Origin of the sequence: Pseudomonas syringae pv. tagetis (assembly GCF_022557255.1) — a bacterium.
GTDB lineage: Bacteria > Pseudomonadota > Gammaproteobacteria > Pseudomonadales > Pseudomonadaceae > Aquipseudomonas > Aquipseudomonas caricapapayae.
In genome coordinates this window covers 4,687,199-4,705,450 of sequence record NZ_CP092923.1, presented here as the reverse complement: position 1 = coordinate 4,705,450, position 18,252 = coordinate 4,687,199, and the positions used below count along the sequence as shown (strand labels likewise).

The window sequence follows — 18,252 nt, the reverse complement described above, 5'->3', positions numbered from 1 at the left end:
AAAACAAGGATGTACATGAAAGGCTCGCAGTGAACGCAGGAAAAGTCTCGTTATAATGAGCGTTCTTTCACACCGTCAAGTCATGCGTGCCCGAATCGTGCGCACGCCGTTTATCTGGAGAACTTACATGCCCTCGTTCGACGTAGTGTCCGAATTGGATAAACACGAAGTCACGAATGCCGTCGACAACGCCATCAAAGAGCTGGACCGTCGCTATGACCTCAAAGGCAAAGGCACTTTCGAGTTCAAGGAACTGACCGTCACGCTGACTGCCGAGGCGGACTTCCAGCTGGAAGCCATGATCGAAATCCTCAAGCTGGCGCTTGTCAAACGCAAGATCGACGCGAAATGCCTCGAGATCAAGGACGCCTACGCCTCGGGCAAATTGATGAAGCAGGAAGTCATTCTGCGCGAAGGCATCGACAAGGAGTTGGCGAAGAAAATCGTCGCTCATATCAAGGAAGCCAAACTCAAGGTCCAGGCTGCCATTCAGGGCGAGCAAGTACGGGTAACCGGCAAGAAGCGTGACGATTTGCAGGAAGCCATTGCAGCGCTGCGCGCCTACGATTCGGGCATGCCGCTGCAATTCAACAACTTCCGTGACTGAACATTTGCACTGAAAGCCGGGGAACCCTGCGTTCCCCGGTCAGTCCGAATCGCCTTGAGCATCGAAATGACGGCAGGCCGCCGTGGTTTTGATCGCAGTTCATGGCGGGTAAGGAGAGAACGATGGATTTAAACGCAGAAGTCGGTCACCTGTGGCAAGCGTCGCAGGCGTGGATTCCGATGATCATGGAGTACGGCAGCCGCTTGCTGCTTGCAGTCGTAACGCTGTGTGTAGGCTGGTGGCTGATCAACCGGCTGACCGGCAAGCTGGGTGCCTTGCTGGCGCTGCGACACGCTGATCTGGCCTTACAGGGCTTTGTCAGCAACCTGGCGAACATCATTCTGAAAATTCTGCTGGTGGTCAGCGTTGCGTCGATGATCGGCGTAGAAACCACCTCGTTCGTCGCGGCGATCGGTGCTGCCGGTCTGGCGATCGGTCTGGCATTGCAGGGTAGCCTGGCGAATTTCGCGGGCGGCGTGCTGATCCTCTTGTTCCGCCCGTTCCGCATCGGTGACTGGATCGAAGCTCAGGGTGTATCGGGAACAGTCGACAACATCCAGATCTTCCACACGGTGTTGCGCACCGGTGACAACCGTACCGTGATCATCCCCAACGGCAACCTGTCCAACGGCATCATCACCAACACCAACCGTCAGCCAACCCGTAAAATCACTTTCGATATTGGCGTGAGCCACGATGCCGATCTCAAGAAAGCCTTGCAGGTCCTGCTGGACATGGCCGACGACCCGCGGGTACTCAAGGACCCGGCCCCGCAGGCCGTGGTAGCCGCGCTGGGGGAGAACGCGATTACCTTGTCTCTGCGCGTCTGGACCAGCAGTGGCGATATGGGCGACGTGACCTCGATGTTCAACATCGAAGCACGCGACCGCTTGAAGGACGCGGGTATCGAGATTCCATTGCCGCAGCGGATTGTGCGGGTGGTTCAGGAATAGCGGTTTTGTGCGGTATGACAAAGCCCTGGCTCGTGAGAGTCAGGGCTTTTTTGTATGCGTTCGTTACAGGCTGGTCTTTTGTGGCGAGTACCGCTTTTATGGCCGACTCATCATCGTCTTCTTGAATATTGCGTCTACATAGATCAGATTTTTTTGGGTGTGACTTTGGGACTCATTGCAGCGTGATAATTAAAAAGCACACAAAGGCTGAAGTTGCCGTCAGACCTCTCGCACGGCTCGTACTTATGGTGAACCGTAAGTGAATGGATCTGCGCCGCGGTTGTGGCTGTTTTTCGCTTAGCGGGCCTCATCCGGCGGGCGGACCATTTGTACGGTCAGGCTGTCATCCGTGCTGGCGTAGACCACGGCACTGACGCCGCCATCCCTGTAACTGGCGATGGTCGCCAGATTGATCCCTACCAGCGCACCGCTGACCCCGGTATTGCCCAGACGACGACCGATGTCGTAACCCTCTTCGACATTGCCGAGCTCAAGACCATGGCCGTCCTTGTTCAGGTCGCGAATGGCGTTGTTCAGAGCAATTTCGGCTTCCGGGTTGTTGGTGCTGTCGTAGAACACCCGTACAGGTTTCTGACCGTCGGGCAAAGTATCCAGCGCCTGCACCCAGGCGGCTTGCAGGGCTTTGGCTTGCAAGGCAGGTTTCAGACGCTTGCCGTTTTCATCCTGCATCGAAGCCTTGATCGGGCGGTGCAGGTAGCCGAGCACTGGCGCAGCGTCAAACTCCTTGACCTGATGCTGAGCCCAGCGGATCGGTAGCCAAGGGGAGGGCTCGAAGTTGCCAGGACCACGGTTACTGATGGTTTTCCACAGGGTGGGGAGTTGGGATTGCCAGTAGGCGGTGGACATAGTACTCGGAGCGTCCGGTACTTTGGGGTTATAGGTGTCTGCACCCGCTTCATACAGATTCTTGTCGCGCTCCCAGTAAAAACTCCATAGCTTGCCCAGATCGCTGTTCTTGTTTTGATTGTCCTCTGATTCATCAGTCGCGTACTGACGGATGTAGCGATCTACCCGATCTGAGCGAGTGACCAGTAGGCCTGTCATGCTTTCGAACACTGTTGGTACGACTTGAGCATTTTGCAGTCCGGGAGTACCCGCCACACGCAAGCCGTTTCGCGTGACGTCACCATCTTCACTTACGATTAGCGCCTGAGGCACTTGGGGATTATCGTCAAAAAGACGGAATAAGCGTTCAAGCATTTTTTGAGCATGGGTGGTGTTTTCAGCGTCTTGCCACAAAAACAGTTTCACACCTAAAGTAGCAGCGTTGCGCCCATTTAAAATATTGTCAGCAGCACCCGTATCTGAAGGTTGTTTGGGGGGGGCAATTGCAAACGTTGGGATGGGCCAATATGCGACCGCCTCGCCTGCTGAGTGCTTGAATGCAGCACGGATATTAATGCTCTGGGTATTCTCTCGAGAGAGTAAGGAATCCGTATAATCTTCGGGGTTTTGCGAATATATTGATGTAAAATTATTTTTCTTTTCTTTGATTTTTCGCCATACAGATGATTGATGCCATCCCCCTACGGCTAGTCCGATTCCGCGTATTTCTAAAGCGTAGGTCCGTTTTTGCAACGCCTGCTGTTCGGAAACTTGTGCTGCTACGTTAGATTTATACGCGGCTGGTTCAACCTTCTCATGAGCAACGGCTTTACCCCACCAGTGGCCGCTGTAGATCAGCAGTAAAGTGCCCAAAATGGCTGCAATGCCCCAGCGTGTTACCGAGTGTATGTCACGAAGTTCCATGTTGTTTTCCTGTGCTTTAAAGTAGGCAAGTAGGACGAACCCTATCCAGAGAAAAAGTAGTATTCCAGTTATCCAGGTATACGCCTTCAGCTTGGGGCGTAGTGAGATTTTCGGTTGATGGAGCTTCACTTTTCACCACCTTTTTCAAGTGGGGCGGTTACTAAAGACGGCGGCGTTAGTGATACCAGCCCAGAGGGCGGAAATATGCCTCGTTGGTAATACGCATGACTGGCTTTCACCAATGTCTGAGCTTCGGCGCTAATTTTTGCCCATCCCGGTAATCTTTCAATGATTCCGAATATAGTTTTATCTATCCTCCAATTCGCAATCGCCACCAACACCTCACGCATCTCAGGATCGTCCAGGCATTTCGCCTGCCCAATCGCAATGTCCATCGCCGTGACCCAGCGCTGATTTTCCGGGCTGCGCAACACCGCAAAGTGATAGCTGTTCGGGTCCAACTCCGGAGCCTCGGCCAGCCTTGCCCGAATTTCATTGGGGGTTTCCTCTCGCTCCAGAGCGTACCTGTCCGAGGGTTTAGGGGCGCCTTCTCCGGTCAGTCGCCGACTTTGCATGGCACTGGTTTGATCGCCGGACGCTTTGCCTTTATTCCAACGGTCGTGCTCTTGCTCCAGATCTATCCGGCCTGAATAGGTCCTGATATTGATCCAGTTGAACTTGGCGCTGGGGTTGCCAAGTGCGGCGTTGATGCTCACATCATCGGGCTTGTCTAAGCCTGCCGTTGTGGCAGTGCCTGATTCAAACTCGCCTCCAAACATCTGTGGCTCATGTGGAGGGCTCAAGGGTTCGGCATTGATCAGGCACAACTGGCCTATCTCTACCGGGGCTTGCGAGATGACACCTGCCACTGTCCAGCCTCCGGGATAGCGGGGTTCATCATCGGCACGCAACAGCTCGCGGCCTGCGGGTTTCCCACCAGTACTGGCGCGCCGTCGCGATGGCGTTTGGTCCACATGCGCTGATAGAAGCGCAATGGCTGCAACTCATTCATGGGCTGCCGGCCGATCCAGCCGCTCATTGACCCCCTGGCACAACCCCGTTTCCACCGACTCATAAGAAGCCCCCGGATCATTCACTCCGTGCAGAAAGATCACCACGCCGGGCAAATCGGCGGGGACTTCCATTTTGCAGGTGGTGTTGAGATTGGGGATCAGACGTGTGGTGCCTTGGGCAACGGTGTATTCATCGGCACCGTTCATTGCGCACCGCCTTTTGGTGTGCCGCTGCGCAGTGCCGATACTTGTGCCTGATGCATCATTTCGCGTTCCACTCGTTCTGTCAGTCCGTCTGCGTTCGTCATTCCTTTCACCCGGCTGCCATCTTCCAGTTTGATTTCATAAGAATGGTCCGCCACTGCCGCGGCCGGTCACCGAGCGACATTACTCCTGATGGCGCGGCAAAATAGTGAGTGATGGCTAACAATGACGTCGGCCATTTCATAAGAAGTTGTAGTGCGTTTCTTACGGCGCAATGACAGACAACGTCAGGAGAAAAGACTGTAAGAGGAGGGGCGTGCGATATGAAAAAAAACCCTGGCTGGTGAGAGTCAGGGCTTTTTAGTTGGCGATTACTACAGGCTTATATTGGCCAGCGTAACGATAATGCCAATGGCTGCGACGGCGGCGGCCACTGCGTTGATGGAGAACACCGTGCGTACTGTCGTGGACAGCCTCCACGGTTTTACGGCGAATGCATAAATCAGCAGAAAGATGATCGCGAAGATTTCTACCTGAGCGAGCAGTACCACGGCACCGCCAAAAGCCATCGGCCCGGACGGGGTGGCAGGATCCCGCGACAGGTAAGAGATCAGCAGGGTGCCGATGATCGGCAGCCAGATGCCCAGGCTGATAAGGATCAGCGGAACGGGGTTGAAAGCGCGTGTTTTGTTATCGGTGTCCAATGTTGTTCCTTGATGGGTTGGCCTGGGCTCAGGGCTTGTCGACAACGGAAGCCTCTTTCGGCTCCTCGGTCTTCGCCGTGCGTATCTCTCGGTTCCATTGCAGGATGATCATCACCAGCGTCGGAATGCCCAGCAGGGCGGTGATCAGGAAGAAATTGTGGTAACCGAATTTTTCCACCACCACGCCTGAATATCCGCCCAACAGGCGTGGCAGCAACAGCATGATGGAACTGAGCAGGGCGTACTGGGTGGCAGAGAACTTCAGGTTGGTAAGGCTCGACAGGTAGGCGACAAATGCCGACGTCGCCAGCCCGGAACTGAGGTTGTCCAGTGAGATGGTCAGAATCAGCATCTTCACGTTGGGGCCCATGTCCGCCAGCAGCAGGAACAGGATATTGGTCGAGGCGGAGGTCAGACCGCCGATGAACAGAATCGGCATGATGCCAAAGCGCACGATCAATAGTCCGCCGATACCCGCACCCAGCAAGGTCATGATCAGGCCGAAGATCTTGCTGACACTGGCGATCTGGTCCTTGGTAAAGCCCTGATCGATATAGAACACATTGGCCATGACGCCCATTACCGTGTCCGACATTCGATAGGTCGCGATCAGGCCCAGCAAGAGCAGCGCCTGCCAGCGGTAACGCATGATGAAATCGTTGATCGGTGTGAGCACCGGTGCCAGCCCGCGGCGACCCATCGACGACAGGCAGGCGATGGTCAGCAGCGTATAGAGAATCGCCCGCAAAAACGCCCGGTCTTCGAGCAACAGATCCATCCAGCTCGTACCGTTGAACAGCACGCTGGCGAAGTCGGTATTGTAAAGCTGGGTAAACATTGCCGGCACCGATACCAGCAGCACAATCAGCACGAACACCGAGGCCAACTGGTGGGTAAAGCCATAGCGTGCTGCCGACAACTGGGTACGCAGCAGCACAGGCGGCTCGCGCATGATCAGCGTTGTGACCAGTGCGGGCAGCATCAGCAGGCCGAACAGTACATAGGTGCCGGTCCATGCCGAATGCTTGTAGGCAAAGCCTGTTGAGCCAAAACCCTCGGCGAAGTATAACGCGCCTGCTGTTGCCAGCAGCGCAGCGACCCGGTAGCCGGACATATAGCTGGCGGCCAAAGCAGCCTGTTGCGTGTCCTGGGCAATTTCCAGGCGATAGGCATCGATGGCGATATCTTGCGTCGCTGAAGAGAAGGCTACCACCACGGCAATAGCGATCAGCCACGACAGATGCTTTTGCGGATCGCAGAAGCCCATGCCGATCAGACCGAGAATCACCAGACTCTGGGACAGCACCAGCCATGAACGACGACGCCCCAGCTTGCCGAGCAGAGGCAGGCACCATTGGTCTAGCAATGGCGACCAGACCCATTTAAAGGCGTAGGCAAGGCCGATCAGGCTTGCATAACCAATGGTCTCGCGAGCGACACCGGCTTCACGCAACCACACGGATAAAGTCGAAAAGACCAGCATATAAGGCATGCCCGCAGCGAATCCGAGCAGCAGTAACACTAATGTCGACGGGCTGGCATATGCGGCGAGCGCGGCGCGCCAGGTTTTACGGGGCATGGGCTGGAATCTGCCTCAGGTTACGAAAACAAAGGGCGCACTTTAACCGCTGTGCTATAGCGGACGCCAGCCATGGCGCTGCATATCCACCCGATTATTCAGAATGGTAACGCCCTCTGCACGTAAACGCGCCCGCTGTTCGTCACCGGACACACTGCCAGCCGGCAGACTGAGCCGACCACCGGCCCCCAGTACCCGATGCCACGGCAGTGAAGAACCTTCTGGCAACTGGCTCAATGTGCGGCCTACCCAGCGCGCCGCTTTTCCCAGCCCTGCCAGTTGAGCGAGTTGCCCATAAGCGACCACCTTGCCTTCCGGGATTTGTGCCAGCGTCAGGTAGAGCGCGCCACGCTTTACCTCGGCAGGCGATTGCCCGTCCGGGTAAAGAAATGTCAAGTTTGGGTCGGTCACACACTTATCCTGTATAAAACGATATTGATTGTCGTTCTCTTGAACTTTGACTGAATTCCGCTGTCAGTGAAACCTGTGCATTGTGGTCCCCGGGCTGCCTTGATATTGCCTCTTGACGTTGTCCCGCAGGATGATGCCCGACTTCCCGCCAAACAGAGCCTGATTACCGCTTATGTTGTCCAGAACCCTGCTGTGCCTCGCAATTACCACTGTTTCCACTCCATTGCTTGCCGACACCGTCTGGTTAAAGAACGGTGACCGGCTGACCGGCACGATCAAAGTGTTCGATGGCGGCAAGCTGCTGCTGCAGACTGAATACGGCGGCGCTATCCCTTTGGACTGGAAGCAGGTCAAGACGCTGCAAAGCGACCAGCCTTTGCTGGTCAAGCAGGATGAGCACACGGGGGAGGTCTCCAAGTCGTTGCAGGCTGCCGATGACGGCAAGGTCGTGCTGGCTAATGGCGATGCGCCCAAGACCGTTGAACTGGCAAGCATTCATCAGATCATCAAGCCCAAGCCGGTTATCACTGATCTTGTCTGGAAAGGCAACATTGATGCCGCACTGGACTTCCAGCAGGCAGAGAACGACACCAACGATTACAACGTTGCGTTCAAGACTTCTGCGCGTCATGGCCAATGGCGTCATAACGCCAAAGGCGATTACAACCGCGAGACGACTGACGATGTGGTCGGCACCGACAACTGGAGTGCCGAATACTCGCTGGACCGCTTCCTGACCGAGAAATTCTTCTGGGACGCCCGCGTGACCTACAAGCGCGACAAGATCGAAGACCTGTCTCGTCAGCGCGTCGTCGGTACTGGTCCTGGCTATCAGTTGTGGGATGACGAACTGGGTGCGTTCAAGGTCGGAGCACTGCTTAACCGTACCGACTTCGAGTTTTCCAACGGTCAGAAAGAAAACTTCTATTCCGTTGCAGGTACCTGGGATTACAACCGCTACCTGATCGGCAAGAAGTTCGAGTTCTTCAGTAACGGCGAGCTGGGCAAGCCGTTGAGCGGCGTTGCCGATTACTCGATGGATGTCGAAGCCGGCCTGCGCTACAAAGTCACCGACTGGGCATCGCTTAACCTGAAGGCCGAGAAAAACATCATCAGTGGCTCGGACAACGGTGACGTGGACAAGACCCGTTATACCGCCGGCTTTGGCGTGAGCTGGTAAATGAGGGGAGAGCGATGCGCATCGTGCGCGTCGCTCGCTGCCTTGATCTGCTGGCTAGATTCTCATTGCCCCATCGAGCTCCAGAATACGCCCGCTGAAATAATCGTTTTCAAGAATATAAGCCACCGAGTGGGCGATTTCGTCCGGCTTGCCCATGCGTCTGAGCGGGATGGCCGACGTCATTTTCTCCAGTGCTTCGGGGCGCATGCTGCCAGTCATTTCGGTTTCAATGAATCCCGGCGCCACGCCCGCCACACGGATCCCGTAGCGTGCCAGTTCCCTTGCCCAGGTCACCGTAGCGGCAGCAACGCCGGCCTTGGCAGCCGAGTAGTTGGTTTGTCCAATATTGCCCGCCCGTGAAATCGACGAGATATTAATGATCGCGCCCTGACTTTTCTGCTCGATCATTTTTGCTGCCACTTCGCGCGTGCAGAGGAATACGCCTGTCAGGTTGACGTCAATCACCGCCTGCCATTGCGCCAGACTCAGTTTGGTCATCTCGCCATCCTTGACCTTGACCAGCAGGCCGTCGCGCAGAATACCGGCGTTGTTGACCAGGCCGTGAAGAGGGCCGAAATCCTCGGCAACCTTGCTGACCGTGTCGACAACCTGTTGTTCATTGGCGACATTGCACAAATAGGCGCGAGCCTTGACGCCCAGCGCCTCACAGGCTGCAACAGCCTGGTCAAGCTTCTCCTGATTCAGGTCCAGCAGCGCCAGGTTGGCACCCTTGCCGGCAAGGTATTCGGCCATGGCTCTGCCCAGCCCCTGGCCTCCACCGGTGATAACTATCAGCTTGTCTTTCAATTCCATGTGCGTGCCCAGTCACAGTTGATCGTTTCCATGGCGTCACTGGCTGAATGCGAGTGTTTAGCCATAGCCAGAGCACGTTATAGGCTGTTTTCGCGCATTCGTCTCGTGTTCGGAGTAGTGGTTTTTCAACCATTTCCTGCTGCCGACAGGGACTTCATCAAGCCGGAAACCCAGCCTTGAAATACACCGATACACGTTCGTGAAGCCTTGGTTCAGCTGACTTATGCGCATAATTGAGCGGTAAGCCAGGCGCAGGGAGCTTGAATTAACGACCTTCTGACATCACATACGGTCTACTCGGAAGGCATTCTTCCCTTGAGGAACTCATTTGATGCGTGTTTTTTTACTGCTGTTTCTATTGTTCCCGGTACTTGAGCTGTTTCTGCTGGTTCGTGTCGGGATGTCCATCGGCTTTCTCTGGACCTTCCTGCTGGTCGTCGCGACGTCGATGCTGGGCTTGTTCGTGATGCGTGTGGCCGGGTTTGCAACGGCGCTGCGGGCACGCGAAAGCCTGGCGCGTGGCGAATTGCCTGCCCAGGAAATGCTCGAAGGCCTGATGGTTGCTGTGGGCGGTGGTCTTTTGCTGCTGCCCGGTTTCATCAGCGACATTCTGGGTGTGATCTGCCTGTTGCCGATTACCCGTCGTCTGCTGATCAACAAGGTTCGTCAACGCGCCGAAGATCAGGCCATGCGTCAACGCGCCTTCGCCGATGACCTGCAGACACCGGCCAACCAGGGTACGTTCAGTCATCGCCCGAACGCTATTCACCAGCCGACTCGCGAGCCTGATGTCATCGAAGGCGAGTTCGAACATCGCGACAAGTAGCCTTTAACCCCCCGGCAGCGCGGCACCTTCGGGTGCCGCGCTGGTTTTTGCCCGGCGAATCTGGTGTAAAAAATTTTTGCCCAAGACTTGTAATCACTTTGCTCGCCCTTATGTATGGGTCACCGCAAGGTTTCTGGCATGAAGGCCAGACCGTATTCTGCGGTTCGCGCGTCGAACCGTAACCGGCAAGTCCGGATTTAAACCGGCCGGTGCAGTCACCGGACGATCAGACAAACATAATCAGGAGATCGACAATGAAGCTTCGTCCTCTGCATGACCGCGTCGTCATCCGTCGCAGTGAAGAAGAAACGAAAACTGCCGGCGGTATCGTTCTGCCAGGTTCGGCTGCTGAAAAGCCTAACCGTGGCGAGATCGTTGCTGTGGGTACCGGCCGCGTGCTGGACAACGGCGAAGTGCGTGCGCTGGCTGTGAAAGTGGGTGACAAGGTTGTGTTCGGCCCTTATTCCGGCAGCAACACAGTGAAAGTAGACGGCGAAGACCTGCTGGTGATGAGCGAGAACGAGATTCTTGCTGTTGTCGAAGGCTGAGTGCTCCCGCTGATTTCCGTTACTACAAAGTATTCAAGGAATAATGATCATGGCTGCTAAAGAAGTTAAATTCGGCGATTCTGGCCGCAAGAAAATGCTCGCCGGTGTAAACGTCCTGGCTGACGCAGTTAAAGCGACCCTGGGTCCTAAAGGCCGCAACGTTATCATCGAGAAAAGCTTTGGCGCTCCGCTGATCACCAAAGACGGTGTATCGGTTGCCAAGGAAATCGAGCTGAAAGACCGTTTCGAAAACATGGGCGCGCAGCTGGTCAAAGACGTTGCCTCCCGTGCCAACGATGATGCCGGTGACGGTACTACCACAGCGACCGTTCTGGCTCAGGCAATCGTCAACGAAGGCCTGAAGGCTGTCGCTGCCGGCATGAACCCGATGGACCTCAAGCGCGGCATCGACAAGGCGACCATCGCCATCGTCAAAGAGCTGCAGGCCATGTCCAAGCCTTGCACCGACACCCGGGCGATTGCCCAGGTCGGTACCATCTCGGCCAACTCTGACCATTCCATCGGCGACATTATTGCCGAAGCCATGGAAAAAGTGACCAAAGACGGCGTCATCACCGTTGAAGAAGGTTCGGGTCTGGAAAACGAGCTGTCTGTTGTAGAAGGCATGCAGTTCGACCGCGGTTACCTGTCTCCGTACTTCATCAACAAGCCGGACACCATGGTTGCCGAACTCGACAGCCCGCTGCTGTTGCTGGTTGACAAGAAGATTTCCAACATTCGCGAAATGCTGCCGGTTCTGGAAGCAGTCGCCAAGGCTGGCCGTCCTCTGTTGATCGTTGCCGAAGACGTTGAAGGCGAAGCGCTGGCCACTCTGGTGGTCAACAACATGCGCGGTATCGTGAAAGTTGCAGCCGTCAAGGCTCCAGGCTTCGGCGACCGTCGCAAGGCCATGCTGCAGGACATCGCTGTTCTGACTGGCGGTACCGTTATCTCCGAAGAGATCGGCCTGAGCCTGGAAACCACTACCCTGGAACACCTGGGTAATGCCAAGCGCGTCATTCTGAACAAAGAAAACACCACCATCATCGATGGTGCTGGCGTCAAAACCGATATCGACTCGCGCATCTCCCAGATTCGTCAGCAAATCGGCGACACCAGCTCGGACTACGACAAGGAAAAACTGCAAGAGCGTCTGGCCAAGCTGTCGGGCGGCGTTGCAGTGATCAAGGTCGGTGCAGGTTCCGAAGTTGAAATGAAAGAGAAGAAGGCCCGCGTTGAAGACGCCCTGCACGCCACCCGTGCAGCCGTTGAAGAAGGCGTGGTACCTGGCGGTGGCGTGGCACTGGTTCGTGCTCTGCTGGCCATTTCCGACCTGGAAGGCGATAACAGCGACCAGAACGTCGGTATCGCTCTGCTGCGTCGTGCTGTAGAAGCGCCTCTGCGTCAGATCGTAGCCAACTCCGGTGGCGAGCCAAGCGTCGTAGTCGACAAGGTCAAGCAAGGCCGTGGCAACTACGGTTACAACGCTGCTTCCGGCGAATATGGCGACATGATCGAAATGGGTATCCTGGACCCGGCCAAGGTGACTCGCTCTGCTCTGCAGGCGGCGTCCTCCATCGCCAGCTTGATGATCACCACCGAAGCGATGATCGCTGACGTGCCTGAAGACAAGCCAGCAGGCGGCGGCATGCCGGACATGGGCGGCATGGGTGGTATGGGCGGTATGATGTAATCCGGCCTTACCCGCAAAGCTGCACCCATAAAAAACCCCGCCTTGTGCGGGGTTTTTTTATGACCTTTTTTTGTTCGGGACCAATCAGCGTGTCACCTGAGTCGTCGCGTTCGCGAGGCGTTTCGGTTCAGGCTTATAGAGAATGAAGTAATAAACCCCCAGACAGATCAGCCAGCAGAACACTGCAGTCCAGATGTTATGTGAAAAGAAGTGTGCACCTTGCAGCATCCTGCCGATGGAGAACACTGTTCCCAGGCCAAAGGCCAGGGCCAGTCCCATTTTCGCCATGCGTGGGCGGCGGTCGCGCAGTGCAAAGAACAGGGCAAACAGAGTGAACCCGGTAGCAGCATGGCCACCCGGCCAGCAGCGTCCCGGTTTATCGGTGGCGGGGCGCGGGCTCAACAGTTCACTGTAGGTTTCCTGTCCTCCGAATTCGGTCAGGCTCCAAGGGCATTGCACCGAGGTCACCACTTTTACCGGCGTCACGAAGGCGGTTGAAAGAGCCATGGACAGCACCAGGCAACCCAGCTCTCTACGCCACGGGATCAGACGCTCTACCTTGAAGGAGGCGGCAAAGCCGATCATGACCAGCACGCCGAAAATCATGACCAGTTGCTTGGCGCGATCATGAAGGACGTCTTCGAGAAAATAGCTGTGCCTGCCGATGAATTGTCCACTGACAGGGTCGAAAGCCAGCTTGGCGATGTCCATGTCCAGCGAGGTCAGCTCAAGGAGTACAAGGGCCAGCGCGACGACGGCGGGTACACCCAGATAAATCCACGGGTTGATAGGGCGAGAGTAGGGTGGGGCGACGGTTTTCGACATATCGAATCCAGATCGGTGAAAGGCATGCCGCGATCATTGTGTGCGACGGTTTGTCTCAAAGTGTGTCATGGGCGTTGTAAATCATAGGTGAAAAAAACGTCATGGCATTTCGGCGCTGGCCCTTACGCCCACTTCGTCTTAAGCTGCGCCAGCCCAAACTGCATATGAGAGTGCTTTATGCGAATTCTTCTGGTTGAAGACAACCGCGACATCCTGGCGAACATGGCCGATTACCTGGGCATGAAAGGCTATACCGTCGACTGCGCCCAGGATGGCCTCTCAGGACTGCATCTGGCGGCCACCGAGCATTACGACCTGATCGTCCTCGACATCATGCTGCCGGGCATCGACGGCTACACGCTGTGCAAGCGTCTGCGTGAAGATGCGCGTCGCGATACGCCGGTCATCATGCTGACCGCACGCGATCAACTGGATGACCGCCTGCAGGGTTTCCGCTCCGGTGCTGATGACTATCTGCTCAAGCCTTTTGCCCTGTCGGAACTGGCCGCGCGGATCGAAGCGGTTCTGCGCCGTGCCCAGGGCGGCGGACGTCGCACCTTGCAGGTTGCCGATCTGGTGTATGACCTCGATACACTTGAGGTGACGCGCGAAGGCCGGATGCTCAAGCTCAACCCGGTCGGGCTCAAACTGCTCGCTGTCCTGATGCAGAAAAGCCCGCATGTACTGCGTCGCGAGATTCTGGAAGAAGCTTTATGGGGCGACGATTGTCCGGACAGCGACAGCCTGCGCAGCCATGTGCACCAGTTGCGTCAGGTCATCGACAAACCGTTCGGCAAACCGTTGTTGCAGACCGTGCACGGTGTGGGCTATCGCTTGGCCGAGGGCCGGGATGGAGTTTAAACAGAGTCTTGCCCAACGGATCATCATTGCCTTTGCGTTGATGAGTGCACTGGTCGCCGGATCTTTCGCCATCGGTATCATCTCTACCGTTCACCTGGTTGAAGAAAAACTGATTTCTGCAGGCCTCGGCGGTGATCTCAATCGTCTGATGCTGATGGACAGTGTCAGCGACTGGAGCCATCGGCCCAAGCCCGACCAGTTGTTCTACTTCAGCAACGGTCCGGGCGACTTTGATCTGCCCAAGGACCTTCGGCACCTTGAGCCTGGTTTTCATGAGGTCTTTCGAGGCCCGCTGTCGTATCACGCCATGATCGAGGTGGTGGATGGTCGGCATTACGCCCTGCTTCAGGATCAGAGCGATTTTGAAGAGCGTGAGCGGGTGCTGTTCGCTGTCGTGCTGGTCGGTTTCGTGCTGGCGCTGGCGCTGGCAGTCTTTTTGGGCTGGGTACTGGCCCGTCGGGTGATGGCACCGGTCGTGCGTCTGGCCCGGCAGGTTCGTCACCGTGACCAGTTGCTGGGGCTGGCACCGCCACTGGCACCTGACTATGCCGCCGACGAAGTCGGCGAGCTGGCAGTGGCGTTCGACGCAACATTGGGGCGTCTGAGGCAGGCGTTGATTCGTGAGCGTATGTTCACCAGCGATGTGAGCCATGAGCTGCGTACCCCTTTGATGGTGCTGGCCAGTTCCTGCGAGTTGCTGCTGGAAAATCCTGCGCTCGATATACGCGGGCGTCGTCAGGTTGAGCGTATCGGTCGCGCCTGCGAAGAGATGCGCGATCTGGTGCAGACCTTCCTCATGCTCGCGCGCACCCAGCGTGAAGATCCGGCCATGACGCCCAAGGCCACTCTGGTCGGCGTGGCCGAGCAGTTGATCTCTCAGTGGCGTGATCCAATAGAAGGCAAAGGGCTTCAACTGATCTATACCCCGCCAACGGATGACCAGTTGTCTGAAATTCGCTACAACGCAACGTTCCTGCATGCTGTCATGGGCAACTTGCTGCGCAATGCCCTGCACTACACGGATCACGGTTTCATTGCGCTGACGCTCCACGCAGAGAGCTTCACCGTGGAGGACAGTGGTGTGGGCATTCCCGAGGAAAAACGCGAGGCCATGTTCGAGCCATTTGTACGCGGCAATGAGCAGCGCGGCGAAGGCCTGGGCCTTGGGTTGTCACTGGTACAGCGCATTTGCACCAACCAGGGCTGGAGTGTCGATCTCACGCCTATGGAACCGCATGGTTGTCGCTTCAAAGTGACGCTGAATGTGGTCAAGACCTGACCTTCACTTCGAGTAGACCCGCTTCAGTGTGTGACGATAAATCGACTGCACTTCGTCGATTGGTCACACACGGTGTCTAACTCTCTGTAAAATCTCGAAACATCTGACGTGTAAAGGTGACATTTTTTTCACATTCAGATGACCTGACAGTGACAGCGGTGCCTTTAGTTTGGCCCGCATCAACGTCAGGAGCTGCTCCCATGAGCGACCGCATAGAACTCGAGTTTTCCCGTAAGTACGACAAGTCACATGCTCGCCAGTATCTTGAGAAGCATCAAGACGGTATCTGGCGCAAGCTGTCGCACCATCGTGATGAACAACTGGCAAGAAAAGCCCTGCACCTGGCCGGGGATCCGGGACTGGTGCTGGATCTGCCCTGTGGTGCAGGACGCTTCTGGCCACTGTTGGCGGAGAAACCCAACCGCTCGATCATTGGTGCGGACAACTCTGCGGACATGCTCAGTACCGCCTGTGCATCGCAGCCTGCAGAAGTGGTGAAAAGGGTACAACCTTTGCAGACATCTGCTTTTGCCATCGACTTGCCCGATAACGCGGTAGACAGCATCTTCTGCATGCGCTTGCTGCACCATGTTGGCCAGTCGAGTGACCGAATGGCTCTGTTACATGAGTTTCAGCGCGTTACCCGAGACAGTGTCATTGTTTCGCTGTGGGTTGATGGCAATTTCAAGGCATGGAAGCGTGCGCGTCTGGAGAAACAGCGCCAGCAGAAAAATGGGCAGGAAAGTTACCAGAATCGTTTTGTGTTACCGGCTGCTACCGCAGAGTCCGAATTTGAACAGGCAGGATTTCGTATCCAGAACCGAATGGACTTTCTGCCGATGTACGCCATGTGGCGAGTCTATGTCTTACGTAAAAGGTAAACAGATGGGTTTGCAGTCCTTGAAAGAGCCAGTTGTGAACTCCGTGCAGGATGAGTTCAACCATTTCTGGAGTCAGCACGGCGAGTGGGTTGAAGAACCCAACGCACGTCGAGGTGGAGAAAGTGGTGTACAACGGCTCGACATGGGCAACGGGCAGACTCTTTATGCCAAGCGCCAGATAGGTCATATCTATCGCAGTCTGCTGCATCCGCTCGGTCGCCCCACCGTATTGCGCGAGCGCGAGGCGTTAGAAGGGCTGCGAAAGCTTGGCGTCGTTGTACCTGAGGTGGTGTTTTGCGGTGCCGAACGTGGCGAAGACAATGCATGGCGTGCATTGCTGGTTACGGTCGCACTGGAAGGTTTCGAAGAGATAGAAAAGTGGCAGGCTGCCGGGGGGCGCGAGCGGCATGGCGAGCTGTTTTATGAGCGCATGCTCAAGGAAGTAGCGACCACCCTGGCGCGCATGCACTTGGGCCGTTGGCAGCACAGCTGCCTGTATATCAAGCATATTTTTGTACGTGTAACGGGTGAGGGGCCGGATGCCAAGGTAGAGGTCGCCTTGCTGGACCTTGAAAAAGGCCGTCGCCGCCTGACCGCTCATGGCGCAGCCCAGCATGATATGAAACAGCTACGACGCCATTCGTCATTCAGCGCTGCAGACTGGCAAAAGTTGTTCTACTTTTACCAGGCAGCGTTTGGCAGCTCTATCAAAGGTTTAGAGTCATGAAGCTAGAAATGGCAAGAGGTTTGTTTATCTTCGGTGCACTCGCAGTAGCGACCGTCGCCGTGGCGGCGCTTGAGCAACCGTCTACCCGAATACTCACGGCACAACATGGCGAGGGATACTGCCCCTTGCCGCGTGTGGCGAAGAGTCTGGTAAACGTGCAGCCGGACCATGACCTTTTGCTGTTCATGTACAGCCTGGCACAAGGGGCAGGAGCTCGTAACTAAGGCCCCGTAACCAAGGCCGGTTGTTCCCGGACGGAACCTCTGGCTACCCCACCTGAGCCAGATGAAGATGGTTGTCCCACAGCCCTGCGGGCAGGTCCAGCGGCCTGGCAAGCAGTTCCTGTCTGCGGCAATCGTAGAAGCGGCAACGTCCCTGGCCCGAGGTAACGACAAAACCGTCGGCCACAGCACCCACGCCCGCGCAGTCAGGTAACGGCGCGTCCAGTTTCAATGCGCCGCTGTCCAGATCCCAGATGAAGAACCGGTTACCGCGTGGTGCCGTCAGGGCTACCAGCCGTAGCTCACTGTGCACTGCGACGCTGGCCGTATAGTGAGCCATTGCCCGCAATTGCTCTTCGGCCACCACAAACGCCTGGAATGGCTGGCCGGGCCGCTTGATCGCCAGCAACTCGGCCAGTTCGTGGCTGTCCCCCATGAACTGCTGACCCGCCACGATAGTGCCATCACTGGCGATGCCCAGATGACGTACGCTGTTCATCTGCTGAGAAAGCGTTTCCTTGCTCAGCAGCGTCCCGTCACGCTGCATGATGACCAGGCTGGGTTGCATGGCATTCAGGTTCATCTCTACCCGGCTTTCCGCTTCGGTGCGAATGCCGCCGTTCGCGACCACCAGCGTTTCGCCATCCGGCATCCATGAGACTTGATGCGGACCGATGCCGTGTGTGGGGATTTCAGCCGAGTGCACCAGCCGCTCGTCGACAAATCGATAGACGCCCAGCAATCCGCGGCCTGGGTCGCGCGTGTCGTTCTCCGTCGCATACAGCCATTCGCCGTCGCGATGAATCACTGCATGGCCATAGAAGTGCCGGTTCGGCTGCGAGACGATGGTTTGCAGCAAGCGGCCGTCACGCAGATCGATGAGATAGCTTTCAGTGCCTGGACGACGTGCGATGAACACCGCAAGTGGCAGGCCGGGATGATTGATGATGTCATGGCAGCGCTGGCCCACTGGGGTAGCAAAGACTTGTGTCCCGTCGAGCCGGAAACCCACCGCATAGTGTTTGCCGTCGCCATCGTCGCGAGCGGAAAGCAGCAGGGGGCGTGCGCCTTGTTGCCTGAACAGTTTCCAGCCGCCCAGCGTGCAAGCGTTGAGCAAGAGGCTGCCGAATGCCTTGGCCTGACGTCGCAACATCACA

General features: G+C 56.4%; 18 protein-coding genes and 2 pseudogenes. 11 read left to right on the top strand and 9 right to left on the bottom strand.

Annotated elements, in window-relative coordinates; translation table 11 throughout:
• The first annotated feature begins 127 nt into the window (after positions 1–127).
• Positions 128–607, top strand: coding sequence for a YajQ family cyclic di-GMP-binding protein (locus MME58_RS20890; RefSeq protein ID WP_003304827.1), 480 nt, complete (start codon positions 128–130; stop codon positions 605–607).
• Between the two features lie 122 nt (positions 608–729).
• Entirely contained in the window at positions 730–1,560 is an 831-nt protein-coding gene (locus MME58_RS20885; RefSeq protein ID WP_024638343.1) for a mechanosensitive ion channel family protein, read from the top strand.
• Positions 1,561–1,857: 297 nt separating this feature from the next.
• Here the strand turns inward: MME58_RS20885 and MME58_RS20880 are convergent, their stop codons facing one another.
• The 6 genes and pseudogenes from MME58_RS20880 to MME58_RS20860 form a co-directional block, all read right to left on the bottom strand.
• Positions 1,858–3,459: a type VI lipase adapter Tla3 domain-containing protein gene (locus MME58_RS20880; protein WP_277623041.1), complete on the bottom strand. Its 1,602-nt coding sequence runs from the start codon at positions 3,457–3,459 to the stop codon at positions 1,858–1,860.
• Positions 3,456–4,354 (bottom strand): annotated as a pseudogene (locus MME58_RS20875) (effector protein Tle3 domain-containing protein); the annotation flags it as partial. The pseudogene MME58_RS20875 and the gene MME58_RS20880, both read right to left, overlap by 4 nt.
• Positions 4,350–4,550: pseudogene (locus tag MME58_RS27900) on the bottom strand (T6SS effector phospholipase Tle3 domain-containing protein); the annotation flags it as partial. The pseudogenes MME58_RS27900 and MME58_RS20875, both read right to left, overlap by 5 nt.
• A gap of 371 nt (positions 4,551–4,921) precedes the next feature.
• Complete coding sequence (locus tag MME58_RS20870) at positions 4,922–5,251, bottom strand: hypothetical protein (protein ID WP_054986217.1); 330 nt, start codon at positions 5,249–5,251, stop codon at positions 4,922–4,924.
• Positions 5,252–5,279: 28 nt separating this feature from the next.
• On the bottom strand, positions 5,280–6,830 hold the full coding sequence (locus MME58_RS20865) for an AmpG family muropeptide MFS transporter (RefSeq protein WP_054986216.1): 1,551 nt from the start codon (positions 6,828–6,830) through the stop codon (positions 5,280–5,282).
• A 54-nt stretch (positions 6,831–6,884) separates the two neighbouring features.
• Positions 6,885–7,241, bottom strand: a complete 357-nt coding sequence (locus MME58_RS20860) for an MGMT family protein (protein WP_054986215.1) — start codon at positions 7,239–7,241, stop codon at positions 6,885–6,887.
• Between the two features lie 172 nt (positions 7,242–7,413).
• Between MME58_RS20860 and MME58_RS20855 the strand changes: the two genes are divergently transcribed.
• Positions 7,414–8,421: a DUF481 domain-containing protein gene (locus MME58_RS20855; RefSeq protein WP_054986214.1), complete on the top strand. Its 1,008-nt coding sequence runs from the start codon at positions 7,414–7,416 to the stop codon at positions 8,419–8,421.
• Between the two features lie 54 nt (positions 8,422–8,475).
• Here the strand turns inward: MME58_RS20855 and MME58_RS20850 are convergent, their stop codons facing one another.
• Positions 8,476–9,234: an SDR family oxidoreductase gene (locus MME58_RS20850; protein WP_055006914.1), complete on the bottom strand. Its 759-nt coding sequence runs from the start codon at positions 9,232–9,234 to the stop codon at positions 8,476–8,478.
• Between the two features lie 331 nt (positions 9,235–9,565).
• On the opposite strand from MME58_RS20850, the gene MME58_RS20845 reads away from it, so the two are divergent.
• The 3 genes from MME58_RS20845 to groL all read left to right on the top strand — a co-directional run bounded on the left by MME58_RS20845 (position 9,566) and on the right by groL (position 12,301).
• Positions 9,566–10,060 carry an FxsA family protein gene (locus tag MME58_RS20845; RefSeq protein ID WP_055006915.1) on the top strand — a complete coding sequence of 165 codons (495 nt, stop codon included), beginning with the start codon at positions 9,566–9,568 and terminating at the stop codon, positions 10,058–10,060.
• Positions 10,061–10,314: 254 nt separating this feature from the next.
• Positions 10,315–10,608, top strand: a complete 294-nt coding sequence (locus MME58_RS20840) for a co-chaperone GroES (RefSeq protein ID WP_003304675.1) — start codon at positions 10,315–10,317, stop codon at positions 10,606–10,608.
• A gap of 49 nt (positions 10,609–10,657) precedes the next feature.
• Positions 10,658–12,301: a chaperonin GroEL gene (gene groL, locus MME58_RS20835; RefSeq protein ID WP_054986211.1), complete on the top strand. Its 1,644-nt coding sequence runs from the start codon at positions 10,658–10,660 to the stop codon at positions 12,299–12,301.
• Positions 12,302–12,385: 84 nt separating this feature from the next.
• Here groL and MME58_RS20830 read toward each other — a convergent pair whose 3' ends face one another.
• Positions 12,386–13,126: a phosphatase PAP2 family protein gene (locus MME58_RS20830; RefSeq protein ID WP_055006916.1), complete on the bottom strand. Its 741-nt coding sequence runs from the start codon at positions 13,124–13,126 to the stop codon at positions 12,386–12,388.
• Between the two features lie 177 nt (positions 13,127–13,303).
• On the opposite strand from MME58_RS20830, the gene colR reads away from it, so the two are divergent.
• The 5 genes from colR to MME58_RS20805 all read left to right on the top strand — a co-directional run bounded on the left by colR (position 13,304) and on the right by MME58_RS20805 (position 17,098).
• Positions 13,304–13,987: a two-component system response regulator ColR gene (gene colR / locus MME58_RS20825; RefSeq protein WP_002555020.1), complete on the top strand. Its 684-nt coding sequence runs from the start codon at positions 13,304–13,306 to the stop codon at positions 13,985–13,987.
• Positions 13,977–15,266 (top strand): sensor histidine kinase, encoded by a 1,290-nt coding sequence (locus tag MME58_RS20820; RefSeq protein ID WP_055006917.1) that lies wholly within the window; start codon positions 13,977–13,979, stop codon positions 15,264–15,266. The genes colR and MME58_RS20820 overlap by 11 nt, the downstream gene beginning before the upstream one ends.
• A gap of 200 nt (positions 15,267–15,466) precedes the next feature.
• Positions 15,467–16,147: a class I SAM-dependent methyltransferase gene (locus MME58_RS20815; protein WP_055006918.1), complete on the top strand. Its 681-nt coding sequence runs from the start codon at positions 15,467–15,469 to the stop codon at positions 16,145–16,147.
• A 4-nt stretch (positions 16,148–16,151) separates the two neighbouring features.
• A complete protein-coding gene (locus tag MME58_RS20810) occupies positions 16,152–16,874 on the top strand; it encodes a lipopolysaccharide kinase InaA family protein (protein ID WP_055006919.1) in 723 nt (240 codons plus the stop codon).
• The gene (locus MME58_RS20805) at positions 16,871–17,098 is read left to right on the top strand and encodes a hypothetical protein (RefSeq protein ID WP_054986206.1); all 228 of its coding nucleotides are present in this window, start codon (positions 16,871–16,873) and stop codon (positions 17,096–17,098) included. The genes MME58_RS20810 and MME58_RS20805 overlap by 4 nt, the downstream gene beginning before the upstream one ends.
• Before the next feature lie 43 nt (positions 17,099–17,141).
• On the opposite strand, the gene MME58_RS20800 is transcribed toward MME58_RS20805, so the two are convergent.
• Positions 17,142–18,248 carry a DUF1513 domain-containing protein gene (locus MME58_RS20800; RefSeq protein ID WP_054986205.1) on the bottom strand — a complete coding sequence of 369 codons (1,107 nt, stop codon included), beginning with the start codon at positions 18,246–18,248 and terminating at the stop codon, positions 17,142–17,144.
• Positions 18,249–18,252: the final 4 nt, after the last annotated feature.

Excerpts from the sequence above, each read along its gene's own strand:
- MME58_RS20890 (WP_003304827.1), top strand. The coding sequence starts at position 128 with ATGCCCTCGTTCGACGTAGTGTCCGAATTGGATAAACACGAAGTCACG.
- MME58_RS20885 (WP_024638343.1), top strand. The coding sequence starts at position 730 with ATGGATTTAAACGCAGAAGTCGGTCACCTGTGGCAAGCGTCGCAGGCG.
- MME58_RS20865 (WP_054986216.1), bottom strand. The coding sequence starts at position 6,830 with ATGCCCCGTAAAACCTGGCGCGCCGCGCTCGCCGCATATGCCAGCCCG.
- MME58_RS20855 (WP_054986214.1), top strand. The coding sequence starts at position 7,414 with ATGTTGTCCAGAACCCTGCTGTGCCTCGCAATTACCACTGTTTCCACT.
- MME58_RS20850 (WP_055006914.1), bottom strand. The coding sequence starts at position 9,234 with ATGGAATTGAAAGACAAGCTGATAGTTATCACCGGTGGAGGCCAGGGG.
- MME58_RS20845 (WP_055006915.1), top strand. The coding sequence starts at position 9,566 with ATGCGTGTTTTTTTACTGCTGTTTCTATTGTTCCCGGTACTTGAGCTG.
- MME58_RS20840 (WP_003304675.1), top strand. The coding sequence starts at position 10,315 with ATGAAGCTTCGTCCTCTGCATGACCGCGTCGTCATCCGTCGCAGTGAA.
- groL (WP_054986211.1), top strand. The coding sequence starts at position 10,658 with ATGGCTGCTAAAGAAGTTAAATTCGGCGATTCTGGCCGCAAGAAAATG.
- MME58_RS20830 (WP_055006916.1), bottom strand. The coding sequence starts at position 13,126 with ATGTCGAAAACCGTCGCCCCACCCTACTCTCGCCCTATCAACCCGTGG.
- colR (WP_002555020.1), top strand. The coding sequence starts at position 13,304 with ATGCGAATTCTTCTGGTTGAAGACAACCGCGACATCCTGGCGAACATG.
- MME58_RS20820 (WP_055006917.1), top strand. The coding sequence starts at position 13,977 with ATGGAGTTTAAACAGAGTCTTGCCCAACGGATCATCATTGCCTTTGCG.
- MME58_RS20815 (WP_055006918.1), top strand. The coding sequence starts at position 15,467 with ATGAGCGACCGCATAGAACTCGAGTTTTCCCGTAAGTACGACAAGTCA.
- MME58_RS20810 (WP_055006919.1), top strand. The coding sequence starts at position 16,152 with ATGGGTTTGCAGTCCTTGAAAGAGCCAGTTGTGAACTCCGTGCAGGAT.
- MME58_RS20805 (WP_054986206.1), top strand. The coding sequence starts at position 16,871 with ATGAAGCTAGAAATGGCAAGAGGTTTGTTTATCTTCGGTGCACTCGCA.
- MME58_RS20800 (WP_054986205.1), bottom strand. The coding sequence starts at position 18,248 with ATGTTGCGACGTCAGGCCAAGGCATTCGGCAGCCTCTTGCTCAACGCT.